A 12,327-nucleotide genomic window follows, 5' to 3' on the forward strand; every position below is an offset into this window, starting at 1 on the left:
GTGTGAAAGGAGAAATGCAGATGGCGACAACAATGAACAAAGCCAGGTTGCTCGACGAAATCAACAGCAATTACGCGACTCTGGAAACAGCCCTGGCATCACTAAAGCAGGAGCAAATGACAACGCCCGTCGTAACCGGTGACTGGTCGATTAAAGATATTCTCGCGCACCTTGCTGCCTGGCATCGTTACCTGCTTATTCACCTGCAAGCCGCCATGCGCAACGAAGAACCTGCGGATAAAGGGTTTACTGGCGGTGGGGACACGGATACCATGAATGCGCGTTTCTACGAACAAAATAAAATACGTTCATTGGATGATGTGCAGGCCGATTTTCGTGCCACGTACCGGCAGGTTGTAGAAGCGGTTCAGGCATTAAGCGACGAAGACCTGTTTGACCCGCAGCGATTCGCCTGGATGAAAGGCAATGCGCTGTGGGAACTGGTTGCCGGCAATACCTATGAGCATTACCAGGAACACCTGCAATCAATACAGGAGTGGTTGAGCAAGGCCAGGTAAGATTTAAAGAGATGCTTCGCTGCGCTCAGCATGACATACCCCGGGGCATGTCATGCTGAGTGCAGCGAAGCATCTCAGAAGCATCTAATAAATGTCAGGAAAATCATGGTGAAATTACTTTCTCGCTCAGGAGAGTTAACGAGTACAATACATATCTCTCGCGAACAGGCGCGCCGTTTTCTGGCTACATATCATTTCCGGCCCACGGATATCGCGGGGGTAATTGACCGGTTACGCACAGTGCAGTACGACCCGCTCAATCCCGTTGGGCGCAATCCCGATCTGGTTTTTCAGGCGCGTGTTCCTGGCTACCAGGTCGATGATTGGCAGAAGGCGGCATATAGTGATCGCCTTGTCTATGATGCCTGGGACAAGATGGCCTGTCTCGTACCGGTGAGCGATTGGCCAAAGCGGGCTTTGATACGCGAGAGGTATCGCCCATATCACGATGATGAAATCCTGGAGAAGGATACCGAGGTCGCGGCCTCCATCCTGGCCGCGATTGACGCTCAGGGGCCGCTTTCTTCATTGGAATTCGAGGACCGCGTGCGTATCGCGCCTGCCGGCTCGTGGTCGGGGCTGACCAGGACGAAACGTGCCATTCGCGCGATGTGGGTGTCCGGTCTGCTGGTCACGCATCACCGTCAGGCCGGGCGCCATTACTATGACCGGCCAGAGCGCGTTATCCCGCCGGAGCATTTTCGCGCCGCGCCGTTATTGGATGTTGAAGCCTACCATCGCTGGATTGTGGAGCAGCGCCATTACTCGGCAGGCCTGTTGCACGAGGTAGCCGACCCATCTATCAGGGGTTCATATGGCAGCAGCGCGGATGGTAACCGGGCGCGGCTGCAACTGGTAGAATCCGGCGTGCTTACACCTGTACTGGTGGGAGAAAAGAAGTGGCCCTATTACATGCCAACCCGTTTGCTGGAGTTGCTGGATGCTCCTCTGCCGGAGCCTCGCGTCATCTTTTTGGGGCCGCTCGATAGCCTGCTGTGGGACCGCAAGGCCGTTCGCCAGATCTTTGATTTCGATTATGTCTGGGAAGTGTACAAGCCTGAGAACGTGCGCAAATGGGGCTATTATGTGCTGCCCGTCTTCTACGGTGACCGCTTTATCGCGCGTGTCGATTCGCGCCTGGAAAAGGGCATCTGGACAATTTCGCGCTGGTGGTGGGAACCGGATGTGCAATTAGATGCCTACCTGCTGGATGCGCTGCGCGTTGCTATCGAGCGTTTCTTGCGCTATCTGCGTGCTGATGGAGTAAGTATGGGAGAAGATGTTGATAGGGTGGTTAAGGAGGCTATTTTGAGTGGCCCTATGGCTTGAAGTGAAGCCCACACATTCCCTTGCCTGTTATTGACATGCTATTCCTGCGTCGTCTTTCCACTTTCCAGAAGCATGTTGTATCATTTGGTTACTTGCTTTAACAGCCTCTTAGTGGGAAGAACTCAGGGCAACTCTATGGATGTAAAGGAACCTCAGCAACATGTGGGGGAAGAAGGAACTTCTATTCGTCGCAAACCGCGCGCATCTCGTCGCAAACCGGGCTTCTGGTGGAGATTGGCATTCCAGACACGAGCAGGCAAAGCGCGCGGTTTTCTGCGTTTCTGGCCTCTCTGGGAGCGTTTTACCCTCTTCATATGGCATGTGAAACCGGTGCCTGGCTCGCCTCATGGCCTGTTTCAACTGCATATCACCCGTTATCATGGTCGCCCGATAGATCTGCCGGATGGAGTGCATGTGCAAAAGGGAGACGTGATTGGCGAATTACACTTTCGCAATCGCATGCTGCTCCAGAAAGCGCGGCATGCCGGTCCCTGGGATATCCTGCGCATGGTGGAGCAAGATTTACAGGCGCTGGCAGCCTGGACGCAAGAACCCGATTTTCCCCCTGCACTGCGTGCTTTTTTGGGAATCACCCTGCTGAGCCGTGTAGCACCGCGACTGGGCTTTACGGTGCGCGAACGTCCCAGAAATCTGCTCGCCTGGCTAGACCGCTTCTTTATGACAGGTTTGCTGGTCCTCTACAACGAGAGCGGACTTGGCAGGCTCCTGCGCGGGACAACCTACGGAACATATCCACAGGAGGTATGGATGTCGAGGAAGGAACTGGTCAGGCGATATGGCGGCCTGTAGGGATAGCGCCTGGTACCTGTCCTGCAGCCATACCAATGAGATCTTCGAACCGGCAGGTGGCGCGCTACAGGTGAAGTGGCGTGAGGCCCGCGGTCGTGCTTTGCCCCAGAATCTGCACCTCCATCGGCTGCAGCGTAACAGTGATGAACTTTACCGGCCCTTGCCCAACTGTGCCATCGACCTCGTAAACAACCACTTCCTCGCTGCTTTGTGTCACGGGGCCGGGAGGCGTATAGTTGGATTTGTTGCTATACAGCACCTGGTAAGGCGCGCCTATAGTGTTGATAGTGCCGTCGACAATGATGGCAAGCGAGATGGTATCCTGCGTACTGGTGTTGGCGACGATAATCACTTCCTGATCGCTCAAGAGGCGAGAGAATGCCAGCACGCCGGGTGCCAGGGTGGAGATACTGAAAACCGTGTGATCGCCGGAAAGGGGCCGGAAGTACTGCCGCCCATAGCGTAAAGCAGGCTGGCCTGCCCGCACGCTCGCGATTTCCTTGATGGCTGCGTAAAACTTTGAACCGGTATCGAAGGCATCCGGTTTGCCCCATAGCGCCTCGCGGACTGCCTCCGGCGCGTTGCCGCTACCATGCAGGCCTTGCTCGGTACCATAATAGACGCAGGGAATGCCCTGCAAGGAAAATAAGCAGGCCAGTGCCAGTGTGACCTGGTCGTCGTATTGATCCGGGTTGCCGGCGGGACAGTAGTAGAAACGATGCGTCTGATCGTGATTATCCAGAAACGTTACGAAAAAGTTGCTCGCATCGCCATGCGTACTCAGAATGTTATGCTCCGCCTGCCTGCGATACTCGTACATGCCCACAACTTCGCTCGGAGCCAGTTCGCCCTTGCAGACCCCAGGAAGTTTGTAGAAAAGCGGATAATCAAGGGCCGCATCCACGCCGATTAAATCGCCTGCCTCCGTGTCCATCGTATTGCGGCCAATGAAAGCGGCGATTTTGTCCTCGCTGTCATAGACTTCGCCAAAGGTGAAGAAGTTTTTCTTGCCGATGCTGAGCGCGAATTCGCGCATTTCGTCTCCAAAGAGGCGGGCAAAGCTGCGGTCAATGTACTTTAAGGTATCAATGCGGAATCCATCGATGTCGAAGCGCGCGATCAGGTACTGGTAAGCGCGGATCAAGGCAACCTGTAGATTGGGATCGCCGGTCAGCATTTGTTTAAGAGAGGCGAAGTCGCCGATGGTTTGATCCCCATTCGGGTCGGGCAGGCCCTGCCGCCGGAAATAGGCATTGAAGCGCAGTTCTGCCGGCCAGACGGCTGCATCGAGAGATGGATTCTGGATTTCTTCAGCAACAGGCCAGTCCTGGCGAGGATTGCCATGTTCGTCACGCCACAGAATGGGGTAGGTTGTCGCGCTATATTCGGCCTCCGACCCTTCAGACGAGGAACACGTGGCATCGCCGGGACGACACTGGTAAGCAAACACATCACCGCTATGATTGAGTACAATATCGAAGATGACATAAATATTCAGGGCATGGGCCGCGTCAACCAGCGCCCGCAGTTCCTGCTCGGCCACATCGGGGCTTGAGGCGAAGCGTGGCTCGATGCGCAGAAAATCCTGGATCCCGTAGCCGTGATAGCTGCCCTGCGAGTACTGGCAGTTTTTGAGAACCGGGGAGAGCCAGATCGCTCCCACGCCCAGGTTCTTCAAATAGGGAAGCTGCTCTCGCACGCCATTGAAGGTGCCGCCCTGGAATTGTCCGTAGATACTATCATAGGGCATCTGGCGCGGCGGGGCGGTGGGATTGTTGAAGCGGTCGAGCATGAGAAAATAAATCCAGGAGTCACGCCAGTCCTGGGGCGAAGGAAACGCCGGTGCAATTTCGATGCTGCGCCTATCCAGCATAATTTGCCTGCGAGTTCGCGTTCGCGCGCTCTCCATGGCGCTCTGAATATCTGGATGCCATACGCTTGCTAGCATGGTTTTTCTTTCTCGCTTTCTTCCTGTATGTGAGCCGAGCTCCTTCCCCTTCGTTGCTCAGGGCTTCGGCTTCTTGCGCTCAGAATGACATGGTGCGGGGCATGTCATTCTGAGCGAAGCGAAGAATCTCTACCCGCACTTGCTCATGCCGCTGGCATTATAGCATACATACAATCGCTGCCTGGTTCCTCGGTTTTGAGTTTTCGAATCCTGCCCATGACGCCTTAATAGCGCTTCTATCGTATTCTACTTTAGGAGCATCAGGAGACCGGAAGGCCGATGTCTCAATTGAGGAAGCAATCAGGGCATCCCGGAAGAGCTTTTAACCGGTGAGGTAAACGATGAATGAGAGCAAAAATAGCTTGAGAATATCCTATGCGTTGTGCTGTGTGGTGGTCATCGCGCTATTCCTGGCGGCATGTAGCGGGCCTACGACCACTTCGAGCAGCCAGACCTATACGGTAAATGTGAAGGTGGTGAAAGGCCAGGATAATGCGACGGTTGTACTGCTGCCCGTCATGATACATGGTCACGGGCCGTTTACGTTCGCGCTTGATACCGGCGCCAGCATCTCTTTAATTGCTCCTTCGCTTGTCAGACGGTTTGGGCTGCAAGCAGCAGGTTCCAGCCAGTCAATCAGCGGGATTGGCGGCGTGCAGCAGGCGACGCCGGTGTCCATATCCAATTGGAGTACCGGTTCTATCCATTTGCCATCAGCAGTCATTGTGTCGGCCTCCATTCCTCATGAGCGTGGAAGCGGTTTTGTCGGGCTGCTTGGCTCTGATATATGGAGCCGCTTTGGCAAGTTTACCCTCGACTATAGCGGTGGCACGCTCACAGTCTATAAGCAGATAGCCACATCTTCTGATAGCATCCCAGCCGTTTCTAGCGGGCAAATTCGCGTAGTGAGGCTGGCAGCGGCATCCATTGATAGGTGGCGCCGCAGTCCGGCATGATCTGTTGCTCCTGGAGCAATCGCGGATAGCTACGAACCCAGGATCGAGCCATAGCCGCTGGCGACAGCCTGGCCGATGCTGTTAAGCTGGGTGGGAGCTGCTCCGCCACCTGGGACGAGGTCGTTTGCGCCAAAGTAACAGGCTTCGACGTCGTTTTGTTGCAAGAATGGGATCATTACGCTGGGATCAGGTTTGCCGGGTTTGCCACCCCATTCGCCGACGATAAAGGCGTCACCATGAGTGTGGACGAAGGAGACGAGAGAGGTGGTATTGCTCGGGGTCCAGTGCGCCGCGTAAATATGCGTATCAAACATGAGATTTTTTTGCGTGTACATGGGATATTGACCGGACATGATCTGCTGCAGGCCGTTTTCGTAGACCATGACGATGGAATTAGGCGCGTATTGCCGCACCGTGTCGATGCGCTGATTCATGTACTGGAAGTAGGTCTGCGTGCTGATACCACTGACTTCTTTGGGCGAGGGTTCGTTCCACACGTCAAAGATGATCTGTGGGTCATTACTGTACATTTTGGCCAGGTCGGTGAGGGCCTGTAATGGCGTGGGCTGGTAGGTCGATTGCTCTTCTGGATTGGGCGGAGTATTCTTGTTGGCCTGGTTCTGTGAGGGGCAGGGAACAGTGACTCCTGTGCCGCAGGGCGGGTTATGAAATTCGGTGGCGGCGTCGATAATCACGTAGTTGCCGTTCTGCTTTTGCCAGTTGATCACCGTTTCGAGCCACTGCTGGAAGTGCATATGTGCGTTGGGGACGTAGACGTTGGTATCCCACCAGTAGGTGTTAATCGCTTCGCGTACTACATTCATGGGTATATGCTGCTTATACCAGCTGATAGAGGATAATGGTTGATGCCCGGCTGAACTGAGGAACAGACCGCCCATATTCATGCCCAGCAGGTGAACCAGGCAATTATGCGAATCGACGATCTGGCCGGCAGCATTGACGTGCAGCCAGGAAAAGGTATAGGAGCCATCGGGATTTTTTGTCACGCCCTGGCCATTGCACGTGGCCGAACCCGTGCCAGGTGTAGGAGTGGTCGAACCCACCGGTGACGAGTTGGACCTGCTCAGAAATATGTACGATAAGGAAAAGGTGACGACAAGGACGGCTAAAGCAAGCAATGCGAAAAAGATGATCAGATTGCGATTTCTATGTGGATTTCCGGGAAAGTCATTCATTACAATCACCCCTGAGCGCCATCATGTCATTCTGAGCGAAGCGAAGAATCTCATGATCGCAGCCTTTTACTTCCAATTCCATAAACCGGTTCGGCATAGGGACATACCCTTGTGGCCGCCCTTCGAACTATATCCCGTTTTGGGGATAGCAGCCTGTAGCGTCCTGAGCCTTTTGTGGTCGCCCGTCTTTTGCGGTTGCTCTGTTCTGCGGCACTGTAAAAGACCTGTCATCACTCAGGATGCCATTGAAATACAGGCCTGATGTTCCGAGTATAGTACAGTTGGCGGGAGTTGGCAAAATTGTGAGGTTCAATGCGGGAAAAGTACCAGCCTGACGCTGCACGAGTAAAGCATAGGGATGGTTGCCCATGGGGGGGACGTACCAGGATACGGTGATAGTCATGGCGCAGTTTTTAGGGACGACGACGTAGCCGCCGAACATGGCGCGGCCTGGCTCGTCGCTGGTGAGGGTGGTTGGTGGTCCTATGGTGTCAAGTGGCAGGAAGTCTCCACCACTCGGGTCGATGTTGGACGGGGCGGCTGCTCCCGGCTCGTACTGGCCGCTGGGACAGACGAGTTCATTTCCACGGTAGACGCCGCTGGCAGGGCATGGCGCGTAGGGGCCACCACAGAGAGGTGTACCGGTATCGAAACCATCACCCCATAAGAATTTGCTGGTTGGCGGCACATAGATACGCACGTAATCACGATAGGTATCATAGCCGTAGACCGGCCCAATCTGGGTATACATGAGCCGCATTCGCAGCACATGAGTAGCTCCACCCTCGGCATTGAGCGTAACCGTATCATTCAGGCTGGTCTGCACATACTGAGAGGCCTTGCTGGCGCTGACGTTGGCCTGCACAATGTAGAGTCCATCATGTGTGGTTGAGCGATCCATTTGCCCGGCATCGCCGTACTGCATCAATAATCCCTCGATCTGCGGGTTGGTAAAGTATACCTGCAGGTCGCGCGTTTTCAGGTCATACAGCGCTTCGCGTGCAATAGCGAGTAGTTCATCAGGGGGCGCCTGGCGAATTTTCTGTACCAGCAGTTGAGCCAGCAGCGAAGTGAAGCGCTTGCGGTTTGAGGTAACTTTATTATCTGGCTGTACTACGGCCTGTTTAGCGATGCCTGCATTGTCCTGCTGATAATAATGCAGGCGATTTTCAAGGTTTTGCGCTGTAATGACCTCGTTGTAGGCAGAAACTGGAATAGGGCCGATGATAGTGAGGATGTGTTCAATCAGCATGGGGGTGAACAGGATATCTCCATCGACGACGTGACCGGTTTCCTGCCGGTATTGGGTAATGGCGATTTGCGCCGAGGTTGGAAAGTCGGCGGAGAGATTCGAGTCGCGCAACCCCCAGTTTGCGAAAGGCCACCAGGAGCGGTACTGCGATGGCGCCAGGTTGCCCAGCGTGGGGCTGTTATCGGCATACTCGATCAACGAAATATCTTTGAGCGCGAACGGCGCGACTCGCCCGCCGCTGATGGTCAGTTCGCCATACTGACCCGTAAATCCGCCCGTTGGTCGTAATTCGGCGCGATCCATTGTCTGCACCAGAAAAGTACGCGGCTGGTCGACGCCAAGAATCCAGCCTGCCGCGCCGAGCAGATCATGTGCCTGCGTCAAATCAGTCGTTACCTGCGGCAAAGCTTGTAGCAACTGCGCGAATTCGTCGCGTTCCTGCGCGCTGACAGGCAAAGCGCTGAGCGTGATCTGCTGCGATTGCGCCATAATATCGCGTAGCTCGGGTAACACTTCATCAATCGTTGTGCCAAGCAGATTCAAGGTATTCTGTGTCACCAGCGGTTTGCCGGTGCTTGTCAGCAGCGAGCCATGCAATGAAGGCGCAAGGATCAGCGCTGTATTGATTACCTCTTGCCCGATAGCGCAGGCGTCGATACCGATCTGGCTGGCGGCGCGTGCCGATCTGATTTGAGGGAGATACTGCGGCAGAAAGGTAGCAACGTTGTGGATGAGCGAAGAATGATCCAGCGTCTGCTGGAGCTGCTGGAAATCGCTGTTGGCGGCGTGCAGTTCCTTTTGCGCGCTATGCAGCCTGTTGGTATCAAAAAGACCACCGGGATGGGTTTTGGCGCCGGTAAAGATGGTTTTGACGTTGAGCAGGTGCTGAACGCCATCGTGTGCCTCGTTGCGCAGATCACTGTAGGTTCGGTAGGCGTCGATGCCCACACCGGCGGCAAAACCAATGGGAACAAAAATACCCAGCAGGATGATAGCGAGCAGTACCATGTGGGGGATACGGCGCTTTTTTGACGAGCGATCTACGGGCCGATTATCCTGTGCTCCAGGTGAGGCCGTTAAATCACCGGCCGTATCTTCCCGTAGGGGCCGGTTTACCGTACTCACCGCCGATTCATCGGCCTCGATGGCACCAGGCTCTAAAAGGGGCAAGGGCCTGGTCTTCTTTTCTGGCGGGGTTTCTATTGGGCCAGTCTCGCCAGGGTGCGTCATTACAGTCGCCATGGTATCCTCTGCTAACATATCGGGGGATAACTGCATGGGGCGTTGTGGTAATTGCTCGTAAAAGTCCAGCAGATCGGACTTGCCACGGTCATCAACCGCGAATGGGTACTCATGCTCTGAAATACCACTACGCGAGCATTCCTGCAAAAAGAGGCCGTGAAGATCTTCCGTATCTACAGCTGGCTCCTGCTGGCTATGCGTGATGAGCCATTGTTCCAACTCTGGATGCCTGCTTAATAAGGCGAAAAACTCCGTGTTGGCGGTATGGTGGCCGGCAGGTGTGACTGACATGAGATAATTTCCAGGCCCCCAGGATAGACCCGTGGCGATGCGCTATTTCAATACCCTACAGGTAATACGTTGCAGCAACCAGACCTGATACACCTGTGACATATGATTCCCGTCCAGCACTGGATCAGGCCCTTGAAGAGGCTGTATGATTCCCTTACATCTAGTAGTATAACGCCGCTGTGAGATATATCGTCTCTTTTGTATAAGCCGCCTGTGATATACTTCCGTTAAGCGGACGACACGCGATGCGAACATTGATGGAGTAGCCTGCTTGCGAAAAAATTTCCAACAAAAAAGCCTGGGAGCCTACTATACGCGCCCCGAAATCACTACCTACTTGAGCAAGCGGACCATTCATAGCTGTATCCTGCAAAAAATCAAGCCTCAAGTCATTGCTGAGTCTTTAGCCCTGGGCAGAGCGAACGCGGAAGAAACCGAAGCTCTGAGTGCAGCGAAGGGGAAGAATCCGCCTTTCTCTTCAATGGAAGAGTTGCTGGCAAACCTCGAAGCTGATCTTTGCCGGAAATTGCTCGCTATCCTACCCACCATCTCCATTCTTGACCCTGCTTGCGGCGATGGCGCGTTTCTCGTCGCGGCGCTGGAAACACTGACCGGCATATACGAAGCCATAATGAGCAGGATTGCAAGCCTGCGCGACCCAGACCTGATGCACTGGCTCGAACAGGCGCGCGCGGAGCATGGTAATCTGGCGTATTTCATCAAAAAGAAGATCATCCGCGAAAACCTCTTCGGCGTAGATATCATGCAGGAAGCGGTTGAAACAACCAGGCAGCGCCTCTATGAAGCCCTCGTTTATCACTGTAAAGGCGGGAGCAGTGTGGATGAGGGGATGGAACCCTTGCGGTCGCCCGCGATGGGGTCTGAACTCCATTTCAATATTCGCACCGGCAATGCGCTAATCGGCCTGCTGCAGTCGGATAAGGATGCGTGGGATGCCGATGCTGCCTGTCTCAACCGGTTATTACTCGCCGAGTTCAAGGGATTGGGTATTACATATCAGCAAGCGACCTGGAATGCTCAGGAGCAGCGGGCAGGAAAACCCATAGCGCGAGCGCTAACCATCGCGGATATTGAAGCGCTGCAGCCTTTCCATTGGAGCTACGAATTTCCTCAGATCATGCGCGAACGTGGCGGATTCGATATCATCATTACCAATCCACCCTGGGAAATATACAAGCCGCAGGCCAAAGAGTTCCTTGCCACCCACTCTGAACTGGTACGCAAAAATAGCATGCGCATCGAGGACTTTGCGCTGGAACAGGCCAGACTGCTACAGGACCCGGAAATTCGCGCCGCCTGGTTGGATTACGCGAGCCGTTTTGCCTATCAAAGCGCTTATTTTCGCTCGGCGGCGCAATACAGGTGCCAGCTTTCCATCATCAACGGCAAAAAACACGGCAGCGACATCAATCTCTATAAGCTCTTCACCGAACAATGCTACAATCTACTGCGCGAGGGAGGATTCTGTGGCCTGGTCATTCCAAGCGGCATCTATACCGACCTGGGAGCGAAGAAATTGCGCGAGATGCTGTTTGAGCAGGCGCGAATCACGGGCATGTGCTGTTTCGAGAATACAAAGACCATCTTCGCGCAGGTGCATCGCAGCTACAAGTTCGTTGTGCTGACCTTCGAAAAAGGTGGGCAGACACAGGCGTTTCCGGCAGCCTTTATGCGCCAGGATATTGCTGAACTGCAATCATTTCCCGAGAATGGCGCAGTGGAGATACCCGTCGCTCTTATTCGCCGCCTCGCGCCTGGCTCGCTTTCGATTATGGAGTTCAAGCATGACATGGATAGACGGATCGCTCGTAAGATGCTGGAGTATCCACTGCTGGGTGAAAGACTTGCGAAAACATGGAACCTGGTGCTGGCGAACGAATTGCATATGACCAACGATAGTTCCCTCTTTCGCACAGAACCTGCACCGGGCAGCCTGCCGCTCTACGAGGGCAAAATGATTCACCAGTTCGCCACATACCGTTCGCTGACCTCGCTGGCGCGGCCTCGTTATTGGGTGCTTGAACAAGAAGGACGACGCGCGCTGCCTGGTCACAAAAGCGATAGCGGCCAGCAGCTGGATTACCAGTACTACCGCCTGGCATATCGTAGCATCGGGCGCAAAACCGACCGCCGTGCTTTGATTGCCACCATCTTGCCCCGGAATGTCTTCGCGGGAAATTCGTTGTTCGTTTCGCGACGGCTTGATCCAGGCAATAGGCAACCTACGGAGGCCGATCAATCGGCGGTGGGCGCGATGAATCGGCCCCTACGGGAGCGTTTCGAGGGTGACGATGTCGCGGGATCATTGCTGATAGACGATTGCGAACTGCTCTATCTTGTCGCCATCCTGAACAGCTTTGTCGCGGATTATTTCACCGGGCAGAAAATCTCGGCCAATTTGAATATGTTTTACATCTACCAGTTGCCGGTGCCTCGTCTGCCGAGAGAGGATGCCAGGTTCAGAATGATCGTGGAGCGTGCCGCGCGGCTCATCTGCATCACGCCTGAATATGACGCGTTATGGGAAATAGTCATGCCATGTTCAACCTGGTCGTCCGCGCTGGTCGCTATTGAGGCGAAGGAAAGAGCAACGTTACGGGCCGAAATGGATGGGCTTATTGCTCATCTCTATGGCCTGAGCGAGGAAGAATTTTGTCACGTGCTGGAGACGTTTCCCCTGGTTGAGAAATCCGTAAAAGCCCGGGTCCTGTATGCTTATTGCAAATATGATGCTCTGCCCCAACTTTTGAGAGGTTACCAATAA

The 12,327-nt window shown here is 54.4% G+C and carries 8 protein-coding genes; 5 read left to right on the plus strand and 3 right to left on the minus strand.

The window, feature by feature from the left end; genetic code table 11:
- Positions 1–20: 20 nt before the first annotated feature.
- The 3 genes from VFA09_02135 (at position 21) to VFA09_02145 (ending at position 2,657) form a co-directional block, all read left to right on the plus strand.
- A complete protein-coding gene (locus VFA09_02135; GenBank protein ID HZU66051.1) occupies positions 21–518 on the plus strand; it encodes a ClbS/DfsB family four-helix bundle protein in 498 nt (165 codons plus the stop codon).
- A gap of 105 nt (positions 519–623) precedes the next feature.
- Positions 624–1,847 (plus strand): crosslink repair DNA glycosylase YcaQ family protein, encoded by a 1,224-nt coding sequence (locus VFA09_02140; protein ID HZU66052.1) that lies wholly within the window; start codon positions 624–626, stop codon positions 1,845–1,847.
- 162 nt (positions 1,848–2,009) lie between these two features.
- A complete protein-coding gene (locus VFA09_02145; GenBank protein HZU66053.1) occupies positions 2,010–2,657 on the plus strand; it encodes a hypothetical protein in 648 nt (215 codons plus the stop codon).
- Between the two features lie 64 nt (positions 2,658–2,721).
- Here VFA09_02145 and VFA09_02150 read toward each other — a convergent pair whose 3' ends face one another.
- The gene (locus tag VFA09_02150) at positions 2,722–4,605 is read right to left on the minus strand and encodes an alpha-amylase family glycosyl hydrolase (GenBank protein ID HZU66054.1); all 1,884 of its coding nucleotides are present in this window, start codon (positions 4,603–4,605) and stop codon (positions 2,722–2,724) included.
- A 341-nt stretch (positions 4,606–4,946) separates the two neighbouring features.
- Between VFA09_02150 and VFA09_02155 the strand changes: the two genes are divergently transcribed.
- Positions 4,947–5,561 carry a retropepsin-like aspartic protease gene (locus VFA09_02155; GenBank protein HZU66055.1) on the plus strand — a complete coding sequence of 205 codons (615 nt, stop codon included), beginning with the start codon at positions 4,947–4,949 and terminating at the stop codon, positions 5,559–5,561.
- A gap of 29 nt (positions 5,562–5,590) precedes the next feature.
- Here the strand turns inward: VFA09_02155 and VFA09_02160 are convergent, their stop codons facing one another.
- Together VFA09_02160 and VFA09_02165 are read right to left on the minus strand one after the other, a co-directional pair.
- Complete coding sequence (locus VFA09_02160) at positions 5,591–6,757, minus strand: cellulase family glycosylhydrolase (protein HZU66056.1); 1,167 nt, start codon at positions 6,755–6,757, stop codon at positions 5,591–5,593.
- Positions 6,758–6,884: 127 nt separating this feature from the next.
- Positions 6,885–9,542, minus strand: a complete 2,658-nt coding sequence (locus VFA09_02165; protein HZU66057.1) for a DUF4012 domain-containing protein — start codon at positions 9,540–9,542, stop codon at positions 6,885–6,887.
- A gap of 271 nt (positions 9,543–9,813) precedes the next feature.
- Here VFA09_02165 and VFA09_02170 point away from each other — a divergent pair, with 271 nt between their 5' ends.
- A complete protein-coding gene (locus VFA09_02170) occupies positions 9,814–12,327 on the plus strand; it encodes a hypothetical protein (protein ID HZU66058.1) in 2,514 nt (837 codons plus the stop codon).

It is taken from the genome of Ktedonobacteraceae bacterium (assembly GCA_035653615.1).
Taxonomy (GTDB): Bacteria; Chloroflexota; Ktedonobacteria; order Ktedonobacterales; family Ktedonobacteraceae; genus DASRBN01.

What these genes read in the sequence shown, in the direction of transcription:
- VFA09_02135 (HZU66051.1), top strand. Translation starts at nt 21, where the DNA reads ATGGCGACAACAATGAACAAAGCCAGGTTGCTCGACGAAATCAACAGC.
- VFA09_02140 (HZU66052.1), top strand. Translation starts at nt 624, where the DNA reads ATGGTGAAATTACTTTCTCGCTCAGGAGAGTTAACGAGTACAATACAT.
- VFA09_02150 (HZU66054.1), bottom strand. Translation starts at nt 4,605, where the DNA reads ATGCTAGCAAGCGTATGGCATCCAGATATTCAGAGCGCCATGGAGAGC.
- VFA09_02155 (HZU66055.1), top strand. Translation starts at nt 4,947, where the DNA reads ATGAATGAGAGCAAAAATAGCTTGAGAATATCCTATGCGTTGTGCTGT.
- VFA09_02160 (HZU66056.1), bottom strand. Translation starts at nt 6,757, where the DNA reads ATGAATGACTTTCCCGGAAATCCACATAGAAATCGCAATCTGATCATC.
- VFA09_02165 (HZU66057.1), bottom strand. Translation starts at nt 9,542, where the DNA reads ATGTCAGTCACACCTGCCGGCCACCATACCGCCAACACGGAGTTTTTC.